Origin of the sequence: Duganella sp. CF458 (assembly GCF_900113115.1) — a bacterium.
Taxonomy (GTDB): Bacteria; Pseudomonadota; Gammaproteobacteria; order Burkholderiales; family Burkholderiaceae_D; genus Rugamonas.
This window is the reverse complement of record NZ_FOOF01000021.1, coordinates 65659-86279: the sequence shown is the minus strand read 5'-3', so window position 1 is coordinate 86279 and position 20621 is coordinate 65659. Positions and strand designations below refer to the sequence as shown.

The following is a 20621-nucleotide window of genomic DNA, read 5'->3' as shown; positions in this document are numbered from 1 at the left end:
GCTCCTCAGCGGATATTGATGATTTGCGACAGCTTGATTTCCGGCTGCTGGCGGCCGCCCGACGTCACGGTCAGCAGCGGCTGGCCCGACGCCAGCGACAGCGCCGACACGGTGCCGGTCAGCACGCTGCCGTTCATGTCCACGTCCACCGTCTTGCCCAGCATGCCGAGCGACTGGGTCGACGACTGCACCGTCAGCATCGACTCCAGCTTTTCGTTGAGCTGGGAGGTCTGCTGCAGGCTGGCGAATTGCGCGATCTGGGCCACGAAGTCCTGGTTCTCCACCGGCTTCAGCGGGTCCTGCGCATTCAGCTGCGCGCTCAGGATTTTCAGGAAGTCCTCGATGCTGACGTTGGAAGGCTGCGACGGTCCGCGCGCGCCCCCGATGGCCGATGTGGTACTGATGGTCATGCTTTACACCTTTCCCGGTTGATGCGCCGGCAGCTGGCTGCCTTCCGCAATTGATTCGTCATGCGCTGCACTGTTTGCAGCGTCGGCCGCACGGCGCAAGGCGCCGGCTTCCATGCGTTTTCCGTTGATGGTCAGCGCCGCCAGCGTCTGGCCCTCGCCGGCCAGTTCGCCCGCCAGCGCGGCGGCCACCGCGGCGGCCTGGCCCGGCGTCAATGCCGCGTCGCGCAGCCAGGCCTGGACGCCGTCCTGGTCCTGGTACACATGCAGCAGGCGGCGCGCATACTGCGCGTCCTGCTCGGCGGCGGCGCCGGCGCCGGCGTCTTGCGCCAACGCGGCTGCTTCAGCCGGCGCCGGCTCCTGCCCGGCGAGCGGAACAGCGGCGCCCAGGGCGCGGCCGGCGCCGGCGCGCAGCGGCGCCGCGGCCGGGCCGCTGGCCTCCTGCTGCGCTTGCGCCGGCAAGGCAGGCGTGATCCAGCGCAGGTGCAAGCCGCACCCCGGCCCTGGCGCCGCCGCGCTGCCGGCCTGCACGGCGCGCGCCGCACCGGCCAAGCCTGCTTGCGCCGGTGCCGCCTGCCGGGTTGCCGCGCCGGCGGCGCCGGCCGGGCGGTCCGGCCGCGCCGCGCCGCCGCTGCCCTGCCTGCTGTGCTGGCGCGCCGGCTGCCCGTCCTGGGCCTGTGCCCCGGGCCGCGCTGCGGCGCCCGCCGGTGCCGGCGCGGCGTGCACGAACAGCGCGTCCTGCAGTTGCGCCATCCAGCGTTCCTGGCGCGCTTGCGCGTTGTGCCGGTTCAGGCGCTCCGGCGCTGCGGCGGATGCCGCCTGTGTATCGAGATTAATTGCCATGCCTGCTCCTTGCTGCCTGCAGCACGCCCCACAAATCGTCGGCCTGGCGCGCCTCCTCCTGCGCCTGCGCGCGCTGGAAGGCTTGCCGTACCTGCTTGCGGTGGCGTTCCACACCATCCAATGCGCGCTGCGCCACGGCCAGTTGCCCGGCCAGCGCGTCGCGTTCCTGTCCCGCCTCGTCCAGCTGTTGCGCCGCTGCCTGCGCCGCCTGCCCCAGCCAATCGAGGTAGCGCCCATGCTGCAGCAATTGCTGCAGCGGCAGCGCGCTGCCGCCGGCGCCCAGCGCACGGGCCTGCTGCTGCGCCATGCTTTCCTGGCGGCGCGCCCGGTCCATCGCCTGCCCCGCCTCGGCCAGCACCGCGTTCTGCCGCGCCAGCGCCTGGCGCGCCGCATCCAGCGCCCACTCGCGCGTCAGGCGCAGCGGCTCCAGCGGATAGACGAAACGCTTGGCCGCACTCATGGCGCCTCACCCAGCGCGCGTTGCAGGCGCGCCATGGCTTCCGCGCGCGGCGTCGATTCGTGCACGCTCTGGCACAGCACCGCGCGCAGCCCCGGATAGACCTGCATGGCGCGGTCGATCGCCGGATTGCTGCCGGCGCGGTAGGCGCCCATGTCCACCATCTGGCGGTTGCGCTGGTAGGTGGCCAGCTGTTCGACCGCGCTGCCCATCACGGCCAGTTCCTCGGCGCTGGCCAGGTCGCCTGCCAGGCGGCTGGTGCTTTGCAATACGTCGATGGCCGGGAAATGGCCTTCGTGCGCCAGTTCGCGCGACAGCATCACGTGGCCGTCCAGGGTGGCGCGCACGATGTCCGAGATCGGCTCGTTGAAGTCGTCGCCTTCCACCAGCACGGTATACAGCGCCGTGATCGAGCCGCCCGATTCGGCAGTGCCGCAGCGTTCGCACAGCGCCGGGATGTCGGCGAACACCGACGGCGTGTAGCCGCGTGCCGTCGGCGGTTCGCCGGCGGCCAGCCCGATCTCGCGCCGCGCCATGGCGAAGCGGGTGATCGAATCCATCATCAGCAGCACCTGGCGGCCCTGGTCGCGGAAATATTCGGCGATCACGGTGGCGGCCTGGGTGGCGCGGGTGCGCGCCAGCGCCGGCTGGTCGGACGTCGCCACCACCACCACGCTGCGCTGCAAGCCTTCCGGGCCCAGGTGCTTTTCCACGAATTCGCGCACTTCGCGGCCACGCTCGCCGATCAGGGCGATCACGTTGATATCGGCCTGCACATCGCGCGCCAGCATGCCCAGCAAGGTGCTCTTGCCGACGCCGCTGCCGGCGAAAATGCCGATACGCTGGCCGCGGCCGAGCGGCAGCAGGGTGTCGATGGCGCGCACCCCGGTCGGCAGTACCTCTCCGATGCGCGGGCGCGTCAGCGGGTTGATCGGCGGCGCCTGCAAGGGGCGGTGCTCGGCCGCCTGCGGCGGCGGGCCGCCGTCCAGCGGCTGGCCGAAGGCGTCGATCACCCGGCCCAGCAGGGCCGGCCCGACCGGCATGCCGGCCTGGCGGCCGGTGGCGCGCACGCGGTCGCCGATGCCGACACCGCGCAATTCGCCATACGGCATCAGTACCACGCGGCCGCCATGCAGGCCCACTGCCTCGGCCGGCAACGGCGGCGCATCCAGCGGCACGATCTCGCATACCTCGCCCAGCGTGACATCGGGGCCGATGGCTTCCACGCTATAGCCGGCAATGGCCGCGACTTTCCCCTGGCGCTCCACCAGCGGCGCGCGCTGCACGGCGTCGAGGTAATGCTGCCGCATCAGCCACGCTCCCTGCGCGCCTGCAGCAACGCCAGGCGCAACTGCTCCAGCTGGCGCTCCAGGCGCGCATCGAGCGTGCCGGCGGCGCTCTCGATGCGGCAGCCGCCCAGCGCGATGCCGGGATCGGCGGCGTAGCGCAGCGCGCCTTGCGCGCCGCCGTCCATCGCGCCGCAGTCGTCGGGATGCAGGTACACCGTCAGCTGCCTGTCGTCGCGCAGCGCCGCGCACTGCGCCTGCACCATGGCGGCGATGCCCTCGCGCGTGGCGGCACGCTCGCCCAGCACCCGGCACAGCATGGCAAATGCCAGCTCCACCGCATCCTCCTCGGCCGCGCCTTGCAGCGTCTCCCGGGCTTGCGCCAATTCGCCGGCGGCGGCCTGCAGGCGCGCCAGCTGCGCCTGCACGGCCTGTTGCGCATCCTGCCGCGCCAGCTCCTGGCCGGCCTGGCGCCCTTCCTGGGCGGCCGCCTCGAGGGCCGCCTGGCGCTCCTGTTCCGCTTGCTCCAGCCAGGCCGCGCGCTGTGCTTCATCCTGGCGCTGCTGGGCGGCGCGCTGCTGCGTCGCCTCGGCCAGCCAGCTGCGTTGCTCCTGTTCGGCCTGCGCCTTCCAGGCCTGCCGCTCCGCTTCCAGGCGCGCGCTCGCCTCGGCGATGGCGGCTGCCGCCAGTACGGCCGCCGGCGCCGCTGCCGGCGCTAAAGGCAGCGGCGTAGGCGCCGGCGCCTGAGCCTCGGCCGCAGCCGGCACCTTGCTGTCGACCAGGTGCGGCGTGCCCGGCGCATGCAGGCGGCGCGGCTTGCCGGCCACGGCAGGGGCGCGGATTATGCTGTCCATGCCTTGGCTTTCTGCCAGGCGCCGCGCCACCATGGCAATGCGGCGGCGGCGGGCAGGCTGCCCGCCAGTTGTTCGACCAGGGCGCGCGCCAGCGCCGGCGGCACCGGGCCGCCCTGCTCCCGCAGCGCAACGATCTGCTCGCGCTGCGGCGCCGGAAACAGCGCCAGCAGCGCGGCGCCGGCCGGCCAGGCATCGAGGCGCAGGAATTGCGCCACCAGCCCGGCCGGCTGCTGTCCCAGCAGGGCGTACAGCGTGGCGGCATCGGCAGCGCGCACCTGGTCGGCCGGCGTTGCCGCGGCAGCGCGCAGCGGCGCCGCAGCAAAGCCCAGTTCCGCCAGTTCCGCCAGGTAGCCGCGCAGGATGTCCTGGTCGGCGCCAGGCAGCTCGGCCAGCATGGTTTCGCGGTCCGCCGTGCTCAAGCCGTGCAGCGCGGCGGCCGCTTGCTTATGCCCGTTCATTGGCGCTCCACGGAGGTGGCGGCCGGCGTGTCGATCCAGTGGCGGATATCCAGCAGCAGGCGCTCGCGCGCGGCGGCGTCAAGCTGCGCCGGTGCGCCGGCGGCGCTGCGGCGGCGCCCCGCCAGCAGCACTGCGCCCACCAGCAGCACGCCGGCTGCCAAGGCGGCCAGCACCCACTTCACTGGCATGCCCGCAGCTTGCGCGGCCCGCGGCGCCGCGTCGGCCGGCGCGCCGGCCGCGGCCGGCAAGGCGCTCGCCGCCACCGGCGTCGGCAGGCTGTCGGGCAGGCTGCCGAACTGCTGCATCGAATACAGCACCAGCGCATCGCCGCGTTCGCGGTTCAGGCCGACGGCCAGGGCCACCACTTCCTTCAGTTTTTCGACCTGGTCCTCGTTCAGCGACTGGCGCACCAGCACCGCCACCGTCATGCGGCGCACGCCGCCGCTGGCCACGTTCAGCTGCTCGACCCGGCGCCCGACCTGGTAGTCGGCTTCGGTGGTATTGGTGCCAGGCGCCTTGGCCGCGCCATTCTGGCCGCCCTCGCCTTCGCTGCTGACGCGCCGCTCGCGCACCATCAGGCCGGCATTGGCGCCCTGGCCCGGCAGCACCTGCTCCATGGTCACCTTGCTCTGGTCCATGTTCAGCGCCAGGTCGATGCTGGCCACGGCCGCGCCGGGGCCGAAGGTCTGTTCCAGCACGCGGTTGACCTTCTTCAGCAGGTAGTCTTCGTTGCCGCGCTTGGCGTCCAGCTGGCCGCTGGCAGCCGCTTCGGCCGCATCGCCGCCGGCCACGCGCGTCAGCGCCACGCCATGCTGGTCCAGCACGGTGACGTCGGCCACGGTCAGGTCGGCCACCGAAGCGGCCACCAGGCGCTGGATGCCGGCCACCTGTTCTTCGCCCAGGCGGCGGCCCTCCTTCATGCCCAGCGTGACGGAAGCCTTGGCGCGCGTTGCGCTGCGCTTGAACAGGCCCTGCTCCGGCACCGCCAGGTGCACGCGCGCCGACTGGATGTCGTCGATGGCCAGGATGGTGCGCTGCAGTTCGCCCTGGACCGCGCGCTGGTAGTTCACCTTCTGCACGAAGTCGGTCATGCCGAAGTCGGCATTGTTGAAGACTTCGAAACCGACCGAGCCGCGCAGCGGCAGCTCCTTGCCCATCAGCTTGAGGCGGGTCTTGTACACCATATCGTGCGGCACCAGGATGGTGCGGCCTTCGCCGCCCAGCTGGTAGGGCGTCTTCAGCTTGTCCAGTTCGGCCGTCATGGCGGCGGCGTCGGCCGGCGCCAGGTCGGCAAACAGCACCTGGTAGTCGGTCCGGTAGACCCACCACGCCAGGCTGCCCACCAGCAGCACGATCAACAACATGCCTGCCAGCACGCCGGTGCGTGCGCCGGCGCCCAGGCTGCGCCAGTTATCCTTCAATGCGTTCAACTCATTACTCCTAGACCTGCATGCGCATCACTTCCTGGTAAGCCTCCAGCACGCGGTTGCGCACCTGGGCCAGCAGCTGGAAGGATAGCTTGGCTTCTTCAAGATGGATCATCACTTCGTGCAGGTTCTGCACTTGCCCGCTCGCCAGGCGGCGCACGTCGTTCTCGGCGAGCGCCAGGCTGGCGTTGACCTGGGCCGCCTCGTGCGCCAGCCAGTCGCCGAAGCCCGGCGCCGCCAGCGCGCCGCTGCCGGCGGGCTGGGGCGCGGCCAGCGCCACCGATGGCTCTACCGCGCCGATGGCTGCAATTGCCTCTGCGCTCATCACTTGCCTCCCAGTTCCAGCGTGCGCGCCGCCATGGTGCGGGCCGCGGAGAAGGCCGCCATATTGGCTTCGTAGGCGCGCAGCGCCGTGTTCAGGTTCAGCATCTCCGCGGTGTGGTTGACGCCGGCGTAGGCCACCATGCCTTTGGCATCGGCATACGGGTGGCCCGGCTCGTACACCAGGCGCGGCGCCACCGCTTGCGGCACCACGGCCTGCACGCCGGCACCGCCGCCGGCCAGCGCCAGCCCGTACTGGCGGGCGAACTCCAGCGGGCGCGCCTGGCTCACCACGCGCAGCGGCTGGTAGGCCGCCGCCGCGCTGGGCGCCGCCGAATTCATGTTCGCCAGGTTGGCCGCGGTGATGTCGAGCCTGAGCTTTTCCACCGCCATGCCGCTGGCGCTGATCTGGAACGCCGACTGGTAATCAGCCATTATCGTTTCCCTTCGTTGACGGCCATGGAAATCAGGGCCATGTGCTTGTCCAGGGCTTTCAGCAAGGCCTGGTGGTGCAGCGTGGTTTGCGACAGCTGCGCCATTTCTTCGTCCAGCGAGACGGCCTGCCCGCTGCCGCCCGGCGCCGCCACTTCCAGGCGCGGACGATAGGCGGCCAGCTCGGATAGCGACGGCGCGCGCACCTGGCCATGGCCGTCGGCCAGCGCCGCCATGCGGCTTTCGAAACTGACGCCGATGCGCTGGTAGCCCGGCGTGTTGGCGTTGGCGATATTCTGCGCAATGGCTTGCTGGCGCAAAACGGCGGCATCCAGCGCCATGCTGAGCAGGCCGGTGGTACTGTCGATGTTGGAAACCACGTTGACTCCTTTGTTGTACGGCTTACTGCACCACCAGGTCGGCGTGCAGGGCACCTGCCGCCTTCACGGCGCGCAGGATGGAAATGATGTCGCGCGCATTGGTGCGGGCCCGTGCCAGCGCCTCCACCAGTTCGGCCACGGTGGTGGCGCGCGGAGCCACATAGCCGGCGCCGCCTTGCTCGGTCACCTCGACCCGGCTGTTGGCCACGGCCATGGTCTGCACGCCGGGACCGGCGCGGCTGACCAGCAGCGGCTGCGATACCGTGTTGTCGGTGCTGATCGATACCTTCAGGTCGCCCTGCGATACCGCCACCTTGGCGATCTGTACGTCGCCGCCCGCCACCACGGTGCCGGTGCGTTCGTTGATGACCACGCGCGCGCGGCGGTCCGGCTCCACGGTCACGTTCTCCAATGCCGCCATGAAGTCCGCCAGGCGCGCACGGCGGCCGGCCGGCACCGTGACTTCGACCCCGGCCGCATCCTGCGCCTGCGCCAGGCCCGCCCCCAGGCGCGCGTTGATCGCGTCCGCCACGCGGGTGGCCGTGGTGTAGTCCGATTCGGCCAGCACGAAGGTCACCGTGTTGCGCTCGCTCATCATCTGGCTGCGCACGCCGGCCTCGATGGTGGCGCCGCCCGGCACCGAAGCGACGGTCGGGTGGTTCTTCTGGATCACGTTGCCGTTCATGTCGTACTTGTAGCCGCCCACCGTCAGCGCGCCCTGCGCCAGCGCGTAAATGCGGCCGTCGGCGCCCTTCAGCGGGGCCAGCATCAGCGTGCCGCCCACCAGGCTGCGCGCATCGCCCAGCGAGGTGACGGTGATGTCCAGCGTGTCGCCGGGACGGCCGAACGGCGACAGCGAAGCGGTGACCATCACCGCCGCCACGTTGCGGCTTTGGACGTCGTCGGCGGCCACCTGCAGGTCGAAGCGCGCCAGCATATTGGCGATCGACTGGCGGGTGGCCTTGTTGCGCGGCGAATCGCCGGTGCCGGCCAGGCCGGTCACCAGGCCGTAGCCGGACAAGGCGTTCTCGCGCCAGCCTTCCATCTTGCCCAGGTCCTTGATGCGTACCTGGTCGGCGTGCGCCGGCAGGGCCAGCGCCAGCGCCGCCAGCGGCAGCCAGATCCAATGTTTGACCCGCATGCTTACACTCCGAACAGGTTCAGCAGGCGCTGCCACCAGGCCGGGCGCTGGCGGTCCGCCAGGTCGCCCTGGCCGGCATAGCTGATGCGCGCATCGGCCACGCGGGTCGACAGCACGACATTGGTGTCCGAGATGTCCTGCGGACGCACGCGGCCTTCCAGCGTGATGGTCTGGCGCTCGTTATTGATGTCGAGCAGCTGGGTTCCGCTGACCAGCAAGTCGCCGTTCGGCGCGATCTCGCGCACGCTGACGGTCAACTGCGCCAGCACCTTGCCGGCGCGCTGCGTCGTGCCATGGCCGTCCATCTCGTTGTTGGCCTGGATGCCGGCGCCATATGCGCGGCCGTTGGGCACTTGCGCGTCGAGGCTGGCCTGCGCATTGCGGCCGGCGCGCGTGTTCGCGCTGCTGCTGGCACTGGCGTTCTCGTACACCATCACCGTGACCAGGTCGCCCACCCTGCGCTGGCGCAGATCCGACGTCAGCGGCTGGTAGCTTTGCGGCTGGTACAGGCTGTCGGCCCGTGCCGGCGCGCCTGCCAGCAGCACCAGCAACAGCATTCCCTTCAAAACTGCTCGCAACACAATCTCCTTCAATTGCGGTCAACCCGCACCGTTCCATCCAGTTCCACGCGGCCGGAAAACTCCGCACCGCCTGCCATCCTTACCGCCAACCGTTCGCCCGGCGCCGCATCGGCCAAGGCCGTGCCGGCCCGCTCGATGCGCAAAACGCCCTCCTGCCACAGCACCTGCACCTGTTCGCCGCGCCGCACCGCGTGCGGGGCCAGCAGCTGGCTGGCCGCCAGCGCCTGTCCCGCGCGCAAAGCCTGGCGCATGCGCCAGCTTGCCGGCAGCGCCTGCGCCGCCGGACCACCCAGCAGCGCGGCGTCCGCCGTTTGCCGCACAAAATCCGCAGCCTGCACCGTCTCGCCCGCCGCCAGGTCGCGGCGCGCCACCAGCAGTTCGCGCGGCGCCTGTACCGACAGCGGCACCCGCATCGAGCGGTACACCGTTCCCTGCCATACCAGGTCCAGCCATACTTCCATGCGCGGCGCCAGCTGGCGCCCCGCCAGGGGCCGCGCCACCAGCTGCGCATCGCGCGGCGCTTCCACTTCAACCGGACGCGCCTGCGGTGCCAGCTGCAAAGCGCCAGCGGCGCCGTACGCCTCATCCATGACCTGCATCGCCAGCGCCAGCATGGCGTCGGCATCGACCAGCCGCGCCGCGGTGCGCAACTGCACCTGCTGCGCGCCGCGCCATTCAACGGCCGCGCCGGCGCGGCGCCGGATCATTTCCGCCAGCGCGTTGCGCGTCCAGCGCTGCACATAGCCGATCCGCGGCGCAGCGCCAAGATCGAGCTGCCGCAAGCGGCCCGCATCCTCGCCTGCGATGTCCGCCAGGTCGGCCAGCCGTACGCGCGGCTGCGACACCAGCACCTGCTCGTGCAGCTCCAGCACGGCCGCAGCCGCCAGGCCGGGCCAGGCCAGCACGGCCGCGCACAGCAGGGCGCGCATGGCTTACTTGCGCAGGTTGTTGCTCATGGCGAGCATTTCGTCCGACGCCTGGATCACCTTGACGCTGCTTTCGTAAGCGCGCTGGGCCACCATCAGGCTCACCATCTCGTCCACCAGGCTGACGTTGGAACCTTCCAGGAAACCCTGTGCCACGGTGCCCAGGCCGCCTTCGCCCGCAGCGCCGTACATCGCATCGCCCGACGCTTCGCTCGGGCGGTACAGGTTGCCGCCCATGGCCACCAGGCCCGAGGCATCGGCGAAGCGCGCCAGTTCCAGCCGTCCCAGTTCGCTCGGGGCGGCCTGCCCGGCCAGGCGCGCGGTCACGATGCCGGCCGCCGACACGGACAGGTCGCGCGCATCGCTGCCAACCTGGATGGCCGGGCGCAGCTGGTAGCCGTCGCTGGTGGCGAGGTAGCCCTCGCGGTCCACCACCAGGGAACCACCGCGGGTAAATGCCGGGCTGCCATCGGCCGCCGTCACCTCGAAGAAGCCATCGCCGCGGATGGCGAAATCCAGCGCCTGGCCGGTCGGCTTCAGCTCGCCGCCGGCAAAACTCTTGACGATGCCGGCCATGCCGACACCGCTGCCCTGCCACAAGGCAGGCGCATTGGCTTCCGTGCTGCGTGCCGCCCCCAGGTCGCGGTAGACCAGGTCCTGGAAGCTGACGCGCGCCTTCTTGAAGCCCGGCGTGCTGACGTTGGCCAGGTTGTTGGCAATGGTGTCCACACTGGCCTGCTGCATCTGCATGCCGGTGGCGGCGATGTACATCGAATCGTTCATGACTTAGAAATCTCCCAGCTTACGGATGGTTTTTTCGAGCATGTCGTCGTAGCCTTGCACCACACGGGTCATGGCCTCGAAATGGCGCACGGTTTCGTTCAGGCGCACCATTTCGCGCGCCGAATCGACATTGGAGGCTTCCTGGAAGCCCAGTTTCAGCGGCTCGGAACTGTTCGCATCGGCGATGCGGGCGGCGCCGGCCCCATACATGCCCTGCCCCAGTGCTTGCAGCTGCGCGGCCTGCTCAAAGCGCACCCGCTTCAGGCGGCTGACCACGCGGCCGTCCTGGCGCACATCGCCATTGGCCTCGATGGTGAAGGGGGAATTGCTCAGCATGACCGGGCCGCCGCTGCCGACCAAAGGCAGGCCCTGGTCGCCGACCAGGCGGCCGTTGACGTCCACCCGCAGCTTGCCCTGGCGGGTATAGGCCGCACCATCCGGCGTCGACAGTTCGAAGAAGCTGACGCCCTCGATCGCCACATCGTGCTCGTCGCGCGTTGCGCGCAAGCGCCCGGCACTGGCATCGATCGCCACCTGGTTCAGCTGCGGCAGCGACAAGGACAACTGCCCGCCTTGCGCCAGCTGGGTGAGCTGGACCTGGAACGACGTGCCTGTCACCACCTGTTTCTTGTACCCCGGAGTCACCGCATTGGCCAGGTTCTGGCTGATGCTCTCCATCTGCTTCAGGTCATTCTGCAGACCGACCCCAGCCACTGCATTCACATCCACTGCGCACGCTCCAACGACGAATTCACGTTACATAAAGCGCAAGATCATAGCACGAGCGGAAAGAAAGTTTATGCATTGAAATAGAGTTTACCTTTGAATCTTTCATCCGGAACAACGCTCTCCCAATGAAGAAGCGCTTGGTCCAGCCAACGGAAATTACTGATTTGATATGGGCGATGTTGTAGAATTGCCGACTATCCCTTTAGTTTGTAAGCGGTTGTCATGTTGACCCCACAGGAACTCTCCGCCAAATTGGCGCGCTTCACCGGCTACCTGCAAGCCGACCCGAACAATATTCCCTTGCTGACCGACCTCGGCGACCTGCAGCAGCAGGCTGGCCGGTTCGACGATGCGCTGGCCAGCTTCCAGCACGCGGCATCGCTGGCGCCGGACAGCGCCGAGCTGCAGTCGCGCATCGCCGCTGTCTATCTGGCGCAGCATCGCTTCGCCGACGCGGCGCACGCATACCAGCGCCTGCTGGCGGGCGGCGCGGTTTCGGCGGCATGGCAGCACAATTGCGGTCTTGCCCTGTTTTACCAAGGCCGGTATGAAGCGGCGGCAGCCCAATTCCGTTCCGCCGCGGCGGCGGGCCTGTCCGGTCCGGCCAACGTGCGTTACCTGGCCAACTGCTACCACCAACTCGGCGACCTGGAGCAGGCGGTGACAGTGGCCGAGCAATGGGACGCCGCCGGCGACGACGCCGACGGCCAAGCCTATCTGTCCCTGCTCTACCTCGACCTGGGAGCCGCCGACCAGGCGCGCGCCAACGCCGAAGCTGCATTGGCCGACAAGCCGGACAATGTCGATGGGCATACCGTGCGCGGCAGCCTGGCCCTGGAACAGTTGGACATCGAAACGGCGCTGGCCAGCTTCGACCAGGTGCTGGCGCAACGTCAGGACTATGGCCGTGCCTGGCTCGGCAAGGGCTTGGCCCATTTGTACCAGCAGGATGTGGGTGCCGCGCTAGATTGCTTGCAGCGCGCCGCTGACAACATGCCCGACCATCCGGCGACCTTGCTCGCGCTGGGCTGGGTGCAACTGATTGCCGGCCAGCCGCTGGAGGCCGAACGCAGCTTCCGTCGCGCCGGCGCGGTGGACAGCGAGTATGCCGACGCGCATGGCGGGCTGGCTGCCCTGCTGGTGCTTGAGAACCGCCTGGACGAAGCGCGCCTGGCGCTGGCGGCTGCCGAAAGGCTGAACCCGCAGGACTTCGGGGCAGGCTTCGCCAAGGCGCACATGCTGCGCATGGCAGGCCAGGGCCAACAAGCCGCGAGCCTGATGCAAGGCATCCTGGAGCAGCAGCCCGCGGAAGGTGGGCCAAGCCTGAAACAATACCTGTCCACCTTCATGGCGCGCCATCGGGCAGCGCCGCGCCGTTAATCGATTCGACTGGAAACCCGTCATGAACAACCCTGTCCTGTCCATCCTGGATCAAACCGAACTGATGCAGCTGGCGCTGGAGGCCGACCGCAACAACGATTCCGGCTCCGCGCTGGCCTACCTGAAAGAAGCAGGCGGCCGCCCCGACGCCAGCGCGCCGGTGCTGCTGCTGCTCGGTGCACATTACGCCTCGCTGCAACTGCACGAGCGCGCCATCCAGGCCCTGGAAATGGCGCTGGTGGCCGACCCGCAGCTGGCCATTGCGCGCTTCCAGCTTGGCATGCTGTACCTCTCGACCGGGAATGGTGCGCGTGCGGCGGAAACCATGCAGCCGCTGGAGGACCTGGACCACGACAACGCGCTGCATCATTTCGGCCGCGGCTTGCGCAGCCTGGTCAAGGATGAGCTATCCGCGGCACTGGAGCATCTCCAGCGCGGCATTACGCTGAATAAGGACAATCCGGCGCTCAACGCGGACATGCAGCACATTATCGACGAGATCAATAAAGCACCCGCCGGGCAAACGCCGGCCGCTGCCGCGCCCGCGCCTGCGGACAGCGGCGACAGCCAGCACGTGATGCTGTCCGCCTACACCGGCCTTAACGTTCGCCACTAAGCCGCGCCGGCAAAAAAAGAGCCCGCCAGGGGCGGGCTAAACACTTTGGTTGGGTGATTCCATTCTAGTGCGCGAAAACGCGTTTGATTCTCTCCAATCGTCACCCATGCCAAATTTGTTATAGCTGGGCTGAAAAAATGCATCGCGCCATCCCGCCACTGCCGCATAGAATGCAAGGATGAAATCCTATCCCGCCCAATGCGTCCTGCCCCTCGCCGCCGAGCTGGGCGAAGGTCCGCTTTACCTGCCGGCGCAAGAGCGCCTGCTGTTTGTCGACCTTAAGCGTTGCATCCTGCATGCGTGGGATGCCGCCGCCCACGAGCACCGTAGCTGGCTGCTGCCTGACTATATCTGCTGGCTGGTAGCGCGCCGCGACGGCGATGGCTTCATGGCTGGCTTGCACGATAGCGTGGTGCGCCTTTGGCTGGAGCCGGAGCTGCGCATCGAGCCGGTGGTGCAGGTGGTCGACGGCGCCGCGGGCCAGCGCCTGAACGACGCCAAGGTCGATCCGCACGGCCGCTTGTGGCTGGGATCCATGCACAATACCGATTACCGGCAACCGGTCGGCAAACTGTTCCGCCTTGACCAGGACCACAGCCTGCACGTGGCCGACCAGGGCTACCACATCTGCAACGGCCCGACTTTCGCACCGGATGGCAGCGCCCTGTACCACTCGGACAGTTTCCTCGACCTGACCTACCGCTATCCGCTGGCCGCGGACGGCAGCCTGGGCGCGCGCGAAACCTGGCGCCGCCATACCGGCGGCGGCTCGCCGGACGGCATGCAGGCGGACAGCGAAGGCTGCATCTGGGTTGCGACCTGGGGCGGAAAACGCGTCTGCCGCTTCAGCCCGGAGGGCGAACTGCTGGCGGAAGTGCCGTTACCGACATCGCATCCCGCCTCGCTGGCCTTCGGCGGCAAAGACCTGCGCACGCTGTACATCACCACCGCGCGCGAAGGCCTGTCCGTCGAGCAGCTGGCGCAGGAACCGCTGGCGGGCGCCCTGTTCAGCGCCCGCATCGACGTGCCGGGATTGCCGGCCAACGCCTTCGGCTGACTCAGTACAGCTCTTTCGCCGCGCTGCGCACGGCTTGCAACAGCAGGTTGGCGCCAGGCGACATCAGGTGGTCGGCCTTGGTGATGATGCCGAAGGCATCCATGCGGAACGGCAGCTCCAGCGGCAGGATCGACAGCACATTCAGGTCGGCGTAGTAACGCGCCACTTCCACCGGCATCACGTGCAGGGCATCGGTCTTTTGCAGCAGCGCCGTGATCAGCAATTGGGAGGTGGTGTCCACCACGTCAACCGGCGGCTCCAGGCCGGCGCGGCGGAACATCATGTCGCAGCGGTGGCGCAGGATGCTGCCCTGCGGCGGCAATATCCACGGCCGGTCGGCGATATCCTTCAACTGCAGCTTCTCGCGCTCCAGCAGCGGGTGCCCTGTCCGCACCACGGCGCATGCCGGTTCCTCGGTCAATTCTTCATACACCAGCCCCGCCGTGCTTTCCTTTTCCAGGATGCGGCCGATCATGAAATCCAGCGTACCGCGCTGGAGCAGCTCCATCAACACATTACTGGCCTCCACCTGCACGCCTATGCGCAGCAGCGGCGCTTCCTTTTTCACGCGGGTGATGGCGTTGGGCAGCAGGTTCATCGCCGGCGTCATGATCACACCCACTTCCACCTGGCCGGACAGGCCGGCCTTCAGCGTCACGATATCGTCGTGCGCCAGGGCCAGGCTGGTGAGGGCCATGCGGGCATGGCGGATCATGGTTTCACCGTATAGCGTCGGCTCCATTCCGCGCGGCAGGCGCTCGAACAGCTTCACGTCCAGCATGTCCTCCAGGTCCTTGAGCTGCTTTGATGCGGCGGGCTGCGTCATGTGCAGTTCCTCCGCCGCGCGGTGAATGTTGCGGTGCTCATCCAGCGCGATCATCAGCAACAGTTGACGGGTTTTCAACCTCGCCTTCAGGAACCAGTTCGGATTCGGGGTAGTCATGCGGGGCATGATACCACCGCCGTTATCGACCAATAAGTCGCGCTTCATTGGCAGCCCGGCGCAGGATTGGCGGCAGGTCCTGCCACCGTTTGCGGGATGAAGGCAATGGTGCCGTCCGGGTTGTAACGCAGTTCTTCCACCGCCACCGAACGGCGGAATTCGCCGCCGCCCGGCAGCTTGTCGTTGTGGTAGAAGATGTAGGACTTGCCGTTGAAGTCGATCACCGCCTGGTGGATGGTCTTGACCACCTTGTTCATGTCCATGATCTTGCCGCGGAAAGTCCAGGGGCCGGTGGCGCTTGGACCTGTCGCGTAGGCGGTCTCCTCGGGAAAATTGCGCGAGTACGTCAGGTAGTAGGTCTTGTCGCGGCGGTGCAGGTAGGCCGCTTCCGTGAAGTTGTCGATGCCCACGGTGTGGATCGGGCCATCGAGCTCGATCATGTTCGGTTTCAGCTTGGCGTACTTCAGCACGCGGTTGCCCCAGTAGAGGTAAGCCTGCCCGTCCTTGTCGATGAACACCGCTGGATCGATGTCGTCCCACGGAATATCGCTTTCCCTGGTCATGTCGTTGCTCACCAGGGCGCTGCCGCGCGCATCGACGAAGGGGCCGGTCGGCTTATCCGACACCGCCACGCCGATCGCCTTGCCCGGCTTGCTCGCGTCGTGTTCGACCGGCGCGTAGAAATAGTACTTGCCGTTGCGCTTGGCGATATCGGCAGCCCAGGCATCGGCCTTGGCCCACTTGAAGGTCTTCACGTTCAGCGGCGAACCCATGTCGGTCCAGTTTTTCATGTCGCAGGACGACAGCACGCGCCATTCCCGCATCAGGTAATCCTTGCCGTCGGGCGCGGCTTCGTCGTGGCCGACGTACAGGTAGACGCGATTGCCGTCGACCAGCGCGGCCGGATCGGCGGTGAAGATGTTCGTTACAAGCGGATTGGCCGGCTGCGCCAGGGTACACATCGTCGCCAGTGCTGAGGCGAGGGCTGATTTTTTGAACACGTAGTCTCCTTTTAGTTTTTCTGTTTCCAGGCCAGCAGCCGTTGCAGCGCGCAGAATGCAAACAGCAACACGCCGATCACGATCTTGGTCCACCATGAACTGAGCGTGCCGTCGAATACGATCAGGGTCTGGATCGCGCCCAGTACCAGCACGCCGGTGAGCGCGCCCGCCACGTAGCCATAGCCGGCGGTCAGCAGCGTGCCGCCGATCACCACGGCCGCAATCGCATCCAGCTCGGTGCCTTGCGCGTGCTGGCCGTAGCCGGACAACATGTAGAACGCGAACAGCAGTCCCGCCAGCGCAGCGCAACCGCCGCTGATGGCGTACACGGCAACCTTGGTGGCCCCCACCGGCAATCCCATCATCTGCGCCGATTGTTCGTTGCCGCCGACCGCGTAGACGGCGCGGCCAAAAGGCGTCATATGCGCCACCACCATCGCCACGGCCAGCAACACCAGCGCGATCACCACACCGGGCGAAACGAAGCCGTCAAAGATGCCGACCTGCGCCTGTGAAATGGCGACGAAGGCCGGGTCTTCGATGGGAATCGAGTTCACGCTGATCAGGTAGCACAGTCCGCGCGCCAGGAACATGCCGCCCAGGGTTACGATGAAAGGCTGCAGGCGGAAGAAGTGGATCAACGCGCCCATGCCGGCACCGAACACGACACCCATCAACAGCACCGCCACCATGACGGCCGCAGGCGGCCAATGCGCGGCGTGCAAAAGCCAGGCGGCAACCATGGTGCTGAGCGCCAGCACGGAGCCGACCGACAAGTCGATGCCGCCGGAGAGGATGACGAAGCTCATGCCGATGGCGATCACCAGCAGGAAGGCGTTGTCGATCAGAAGATTGAGCATCACCTGCAAAGACAGGAAGCCCGGATAGGCGATACCGCCCGCCACCAGCAAGACCAGCAGCAGGCCGACCGTGACCAGGGATGTGAAGTACGGGGCGCGCGTCATGCCTTGCTCCTTTGCGACAGGCAGACCGCGAACACCACCGCCGACTTGACGACGAGGTTGACTTCCGGCGGCACGCCGAGGGAATAAACGGTATAGGTAAGGGTCTGGATGATCAGCGCGCCGATCACGCTGCCCACCAGGTTGAATTTACCGCCGGCCAGCGAGGTGCCGCCCAGCGTGACGGCGAGGATGGCGTCCAGTTCCAGCAGCAGGCCGGCGTTATTGGCATCGGCGCTCTTGATGTTGGAGCTGATGATCAGCCCTGCCAGGCCGGCGCATACGGCGCAGCAGGCGTAGCTGGCGAAGACCAGGGCGCCGGCGCGCACGCCGGCCAGGCGCGCCGCGACCGGATTGATGCCGACCGCTTGCGTGAACAGGCCCAGGGCCGTCTTGCGCATGGCCAGCGCGGCGCCAGCCACCACCGTCAGCGCGACGTACAGCGCGACCGGCAGTCCGAGCAGGTAGCCGCTGCCCAGCACAAAGAAATCATCGCGGTAGACGGTGATGATCTGGCCGTCGGTGACCAGTTGCGCCAGCCCCCGCCCGGCCACCATCAGGACCAGGGTGGCGACGATGGGTTGCAGGCCAAGGCCGGCCACCAGCAGGCCATTCCAGATACCGCATAGCAGGGCGGCGCCCAGTGCGGCGGCGAAGGCCAGCCATAGCGGCTGCTCGGCGGCTACCATGGTGCAGGCCACGGCCGCTGCCAGCGCCACCACGGCGCCGACCGAGATGTCGATGCCGCGCATGGCGATAACGATGGTCATGCCTGTCGCGGCCAGCATCAAGGGCGCTGCCCGGTTCAGGATGTCGACCACGGCGCCATACAAATGGCCGTCTTTCACTTCCAGGTGGAAGAAGCCGGGAACGGCGAACAGATTAACCAGCAGCAGCACGAGCAGCGCACCGAGAGGACGCGCCAGAGGGTGGGCCGATAGACGCGCCGCCATGCCCTGCGCGGCCGAGCTTGCGGATGCTGTGGCGGAGGCGTGGACCGCGGCGGGAGTGGCAGCGTTATGCGTCATGCGCCCTCCCCTGCGATGGCGCGCAGCACCGTGGTTTCATCGAGCTCGCCGCGCCGGTACTCGCCGCACGCCGCGCGGTCGCGCATGACGATCATGCGGTCGCTGCAGCGCAGCACTTCGGGCAGCTCGGACGAGATAAACAGCAGCGACATGCCGCGCTTGCAAAGTGTCGTGACGTAATCCATGATTTCCTGCTTGGCGCGCACATCGATGCCGCGCGTTGGTTCGTCCAGGATCATCAAGCGCGGATCGGTCGCCAGCCAGCGTGCCAGCAATACCTTCTGCTGGTTGCCGCCCGAGAGCGTTCCAATCGGCGTCTCGATGCTGGCGGTACGAATGCCGAGCGCCTTGACGTATTCATCCGCCAGCTCGCGCTGGCGCTGCATCGGGATGGCGCGCAACATCCCCTGGCGCGCTTGCAGCGCCAGTACCAGGTTTTCGCGCAAGGAGAGCGACAGGATCGCGCCTTCCAGCTTGCGGTCTTCCGAGCAGAAGCCGATGCCGGCGGCAATCGCCTGGCGCGGGTTTGCAAACGTACCGTATGCCTTGTCGCCAATCGCGACATCGCCTTTGTCCGCGCGGTCCGCGCCGAACAGCAGCCGTGCCAGCTCGGTGCGGCCGGCACCAAGCAGGCCCGCCAGGCCAAGCACCTCGCCCTCGCGCACTTGCATGTCCACCGGCTGCAGGACACCCTTGCGGCCGAGTGCGCGCGTCTCCAGGACCACGCGCGCCGCCGCAGCGCCATTCGGGACATTCGGGTCATTCGGGCCATTCGGGCCCTCCCCGCGCGCCGCCGCCACGTCGCCGCCCCCGGCCGCGTCGACGGCATCCGTTGGCTTGCCGATCATCTTGTTTACCAGTGCCAGGCGCGACAGCCCGGCGGCGGCATACTCCCCCTCCCGCTCACCGTTGCGCATCACCGTGATGCGGTCCGAAATCGCATAGGTCTGGTCAAGGAAGTGCGTAACGAACAAGATCGCCATGCCCTGCCCGCGCAGGCGGCGCAGCACGCGGAACAGCAGCTGTACCTCCGCTTCGTCGAGGCTCGAGGTAGGCTCGTCGAGCACCAGCACGCGCGACGAAATATTCAAGGCCCGTGAGATAGCCACCATCTGTTGGATCGCCAACGGGTAGCGCGACAATGGCGCACCCACGTCGATGTCGATCTCCAGCTCGCGCAGCAAGGCAGCAGCGCGCGCCCGCATGCCGCTCCAATCGACCATGCCCCATTTGCGCGGATAGCGGCCGATGAAAATATTCTCGGCCACCGACAAATTCGGGCACAGGTTCACTTCCTGGTAGACCGTGGAGATACCCAGCTCCTGCGCATCCAGCGTGGATCGGGGACGTATCGTCCGGCCATCAAGCGAGATGCTGCCCTGGTCCGGCGCATGCACGCCGGTCAATACCTTGATCAGGGTCGACTTGCCCGCCCCATTCTGCCCCATCAGCGTATGCACCTCGCCAGGGTAGAGCCGTAGCCCCGCCCCGCTCAGCGCCTTCACGCCCGGGAACGCCTTATGGATGCCGGATAGCTCAAGCACCGGCGCCGCCGCTGCGCTGGCCATCAGTATTTCCGGTTAGGGAGTTCTTTTGCCGCCACTTCCGCCGGGAATACGCGCTCCTCGGTCACGATGCGTGGCGCCACAGGCTTGCCGGCGACGACGTCCTGCGCCGCCTTCATCAACTGCGGACCAAGCAGGGGACTGCATTCAACCGATACATTCAACTTACCGGCGATCATGGCCTGGAAGGCGCCCTTCACACCGTCGATGGAAACGATGATGATGTCCTTGCCTGGTTTCAGGCCCGCTTCCTCGATGGCCTGGATGGCGCCGATCGCCATATCGTCGTTGTGCGCATACAGCACGTTGATGTCCTTGCCGTGGGCTTTAAGGAAGGCTTCCATCACCTCCTTGCCCTTGGCGCGGGTGAATTCACCGGTCTGGGTGCGGATCACCTTCAGCTTGGCGTTGCCTTTGATGGCTTCCTCAAAGCCGGCCTTGCGGTCTAGCGCCGGCGCCGAACCGACAGTGCCCTGCAGTTCGACAACGTTCAATACCGCCTTGTTCGACGTGGCGGCGTAATCGGCCAGCCAACGGCCGGCACGACGGCCTTCTTCCACGAAATCGGAACCGATCAGGGTCACATACAGAGACTTGTCCGCCACCTTCACGGCGCGGTCGGTCAGGATGACCGGGATCCTGGCTGCCTTGGCTTCGCGCAGCACGGTTTCCCAGCCGGTTTCCACCACCGGCGAAAACGCAATCACGTCCACGCGCTGGGCGATGAAGGAGCGGATCGCCTTGACCTGGTTTTCCTGCTTTTGCTGGGCGTCTGCGAACTTGAGGGTAACTCCGGCCTGCTTGGCGGCGTCCTTGATGGAAGCGGTGTTGGCGCTGCGCCATTCGCTTTCCGCACCCACCTGGGAGAAGCCCATCACCAGCGGCTTGGCCGCCAATACGCTGCCCGAAGCAGCAAAAGCAAAGGCGAACGCGCCGCCGAGAATAGTCCTGCGGGTGACAGTCATGCCGGTCTCCTGAATTATAGTAAGTCAATATTAGGAGAATCCATCATGCCGATCTAATTCATTTTTTTGCAGGATCCAT

General features: G+C 67.5%; 24 protein-coding genes. 3 read left to right on the top strand and 21 right to left on the bottom strand.

Annotated features, from left to right (window positions below):
* Positions 1-5 precede the first annotated feature (5 nt).
* The 15 genes from BM269_RS25980 to BM269_RS25910 are packed head-to-tail and all read right to left on the bottom strand — an operon-like array spanning position 6 to position 11025.
* Positions 6-410, bottom strand: coding sequence for a flagellar hook assembly protein FlgD (locus BM269_RS25980; protein WP_090444399.1), 405 nt, complete (start codon positions 408-410; stop codon positions 6-8).
* Positions 411-413: 3 nt separating this feature from the next.
* Positions 414-1250, bottom strand: coding sequence for a hypothetical protein (locus BM269_RS25975; protein ID WP_090444396.1), 837 nt, complete (start codon positions 1248-1250; stop codon positions 414-416).
* Positions 1240-1710: a hypothetical protein gene (locus BM269_RS25970; protein WP_090444393.1), complete on the bottom strand. Its 471-nt coding sequence runs from the start codon at positions 1708-1710 to the stop codon at positions 1240-1242. The genes BM269_RS25975 and BM269_RS25970 overlap by 11 nt, the downstream gene beginning before the upstream one ends.
* Positions 1707-3017 carry a FliI/YscN family ATPase gene (locus BM269_RS25965; RefSeq protein ID WP_090444389.1) on the bottom strand — a complete coding sequence of 437 codons (1311 nt, stop codon included), beginning with the start codon at positions 3015-3017 and terminating at the stop codon, positions 1707-1709. Before BM269_RS25965 ends, BM269_RS25970 begins: the two co-directional genes overlap by 4 nt.
* On the bottom strand, positions 3017-3847 hold the full coding sequence (locus tag BM269_RS25960) for a FliH/SctL family protein (RefSeq protein ID WP_139232873.1): 831 nt from the start codon (positions 3845-3847) through the stop codon (positions 3017-3019). Before BM269_RS25960 ends, BM269_RS25965 begins: the two co-directional genes overlap by 1 nt.
* Positions 3835-4305, bottom strand: a complete 471-nt coding sequence (locus BM269_RS25955) for a hypothetical protein (protein ID WP_090444383.1) — start codon at positions 4303-4305, stop codon at positions 3835-3837. Before BM269_RS25955 ends, BM269_RS25960 begins: the two co-directional genes overlap by 13 nt.
* Positions 4302-5735: a flagellar basal-body MS-ring/collar protein FliF gene (gene fliF / locus BM269_RS25950; protein WP_090444380.1), complete on the bottom strand. Its 1434-nt coding sequence runs from the start codon at positions 5733-5735 to the stop codon at positions 4302-4304. Before fliF ends, BM269_RS25955 begins: the two co-directional genes overlap by 4 nt.
* A gap of 10 nt (positions 5736-5745) precedes the next feature.
* The gene (gene fliE / locus BM269_RS25945) at positions 5746-6057 is read right to left on the bottom strand and encodes a flagellar hook-basal body complex protein FliE (RefSeq protein ID WP_090444376.1); all 312 of its coding nucleotides are present in this window, start codon (positions 6055-6057) and stop codon (positions 5746-5748) included.
* On the bottom strand, positions 6057-6488 hold the full coding sequence (gene flgC, locus BM269_RS25940; RefSeq protein ID WP_090444373.1) for a flagellar basal body rod protein FlgC: 432 nt from the start codon (positions 6486-6488) through the stop codon (positions 6057-6059). Before flgC ends, fliE begins: the two co-directional genes overlap by 1 nt.
* Positions 6488-6865: a flagellar basal body rod protein FlgB gene (gene flgB / locus BM269_RS25935; RefSeq protein WP_090444370.1), complete on the bottom strand. Its 378-nt coding sequence runs from the start codon at positions 6863-6865 to the stop codon at positions 6488-6490. The genes flgC and flgB overlap by 1 nt, the downstream gene beginning before the upstream one ends.
* A 22-nt stretch (positions 6866-6887) precedes the next feature.
* Entirely contained in the window at positions 6888-8006 is a 1119-nt protein-coding gene (locus BM269_RS25930) for a flagellar basal body P-ring protein FlgI (RefSeq protein ID WP_090444367.1), read from the bottom strand.
* A 2-nt stretch (positions 8007-8008) separates the two neighbouring features.
* A complete protein-coding gene (locus tag BM269_RS25925; RefSeq protein ID WP_229204802.1) occupies positions 8009-8584 on the bottom strand; it encodes a flagellar basal body L-ring protein FlgH in 576 nt (191 codons plus the stop codon).
* Between the two features lie 11 nt (positions 8585-8595).
* Entirely contained in the window at positions 8596-9516 is a 921-nt protein-coding gene (gene flgA, locus BM269_RS25920) for a flagellar basal body P-ring formation chaperone FlgA (RefSeq protein ID WP_090444361.1), read from the bottom strand.
* A 3-nt stretch (positions 9517-9519) separates the two neighbouring features.
* A complete protein-coding gene (gene flgG, locus BM269_RS25915; protein ID WP_090444354.1) occupies positions 9520-10296 on the bottom strand; it encodes a flagellar basal-body rod protein FlgG in 777 nt (258 codons plus the stop codon).
* A 3-nt stretch (positions 10297-10299) separates the two neighbouring features.
* The gene (locus BM269_RS25910) at positions 10300-11025 is read right to left on the bottom strand and encodes a flagellar hook-basal body protein (RefSeq protein WP_090444351.1); all 726 of its coding nucleotides are present in this window, start codon (positions 11023-11025) and stop codon (positions 10300-10302) included.
* Between the two features lie 222 nt (positions 11026-11247).
* Here BM269_RS25910 and BM269_RS25905 point away from each other — a divergent pair, with 222 nt between their 5' ends.
* The 3 genes from BM269_RS25905 (at position 11248) to BM269_RS25895 (ending at position 14078) form a co-directional block, all read left to right on the top strand.
* On the top strand, positions 11248-12405 hold the full coding sequence (locus tag BM269_RS25905; RefSeq protein WP_090444348.1) for a tetratricopeptide repeat protein: 1158 nt from the start codon (positions 11248-11250) through the stop codon (positions 12403-12405).
* A 22-nt stretch (positions 12406-12427) separates the two neighbouring features.
* The gene (locus BM269_RS25900) at positions 12428-13021 is read left to right on the top strand and encodes a tetratricopeptide repeat protein (protein WP_090444345.1); all 594 of its coding nucleotides are present in this window, start codon (positions 12428-12430) and stop codon (positions 13019-13021) included.
* A gap of 178 nt (positions 13022-13199) precedes the next feature.
* Positions 13200-14078 (top strand): SMP-30/gluconolactonase/LRE family protein, encoded by an 879-nt coding sequence (locus tag BM269_RS25895; RefSeq protein ID WP_090444342.1) that lies wholly within the window; start codon positions 13200-13202, stop codon positions 14076-14078.
* Between the two features lies 1 nt (position 14079).
* Here the strand turns inward: BM269_RS25895 and BM269_RS25890 are convergent, their stop codons facing one another.
* Genes BM269_RS25890 through BM269_RS25865 form a run of 6 tightly spaced genes read right to left on the bottom strand, consistent with a single transcriptional unit; the run spans position 14080 to position 20542 of the window.
* A complete protein-coding gene (locus tag BM269_RS25890) occupies positions 14080-15021 on the bottom strand; it encodes a LysR family transcriptional regulator (protein ID WP_090444464.1) in 942 nt (313 codons plus the stop codon).
* A 44-nt stretch (positions 15022-15065) separates the two neighbouring features.
* Positions 15066-15983, bottom strand: coding sequence for a glycoside hydrolase family 43 protein (locus BM269_RS25885; RefSeq protein WP_090444340.1), 918 nt, complete (start codon positions 15981-15983; stop codon positions 15066-15068).
* A gap of 50 nt (positions 15984-16033) precedes the next feature.
* The gene (gene yjfF / locus BM269_RS25880) at positions 16034-16987 is read right to left on the bottom strand and encodes a galactofuranose ABC transporter, permease protein YjfF (protein WP_090444337.1); all 954 of its coding nucleotides are present in this window, start codon (positions 16985-16987) and stop codon (positions 16034-16036) included.
* The gene (locus tag BM269_RS25875; protein WP_090444334.1) at positions 16984-18012 is read right to left on the bottom strand and encodes an ABC transporter permease; all 1029 of its coding nucleotides are present in this window, start codon (positions 18010-18012) and stop codon (positions 16984-16986) included. The genes yjfF and BM269_RS25875 overlap by 4 nt, the downstream gene beginning before the upstream one ends.
* Positions 18009-19580, bottom strand: a complete 1572-nt coding sequence (locus BM269_RS25870) for a sugar ABC transporter ATP-binding protein (RefSeq protein ID WP_090444330.1) — start codon at positions 19578-19580, stop codon at positions 18009-18011. The genes BM269_RS25875 and BM269_RS25870 overlap by 4 nt, the downstream gene beginning before the upstream one ends.
* Entirely contained in the window at positions 19580-20542 is a 963-nt protein-coding gene (locus BM269_RS25865; protein WP_090444327.1) for an ABC transporter substrate-binding protein, read from the bottom strand. Before BM269_RS25865 ends, BM269_RS25870 begins: the two co-directional genes overlap by 1 nt.
* Between the last annotated feature and the right edge of the window lie 79 nt (positions 20543-20621).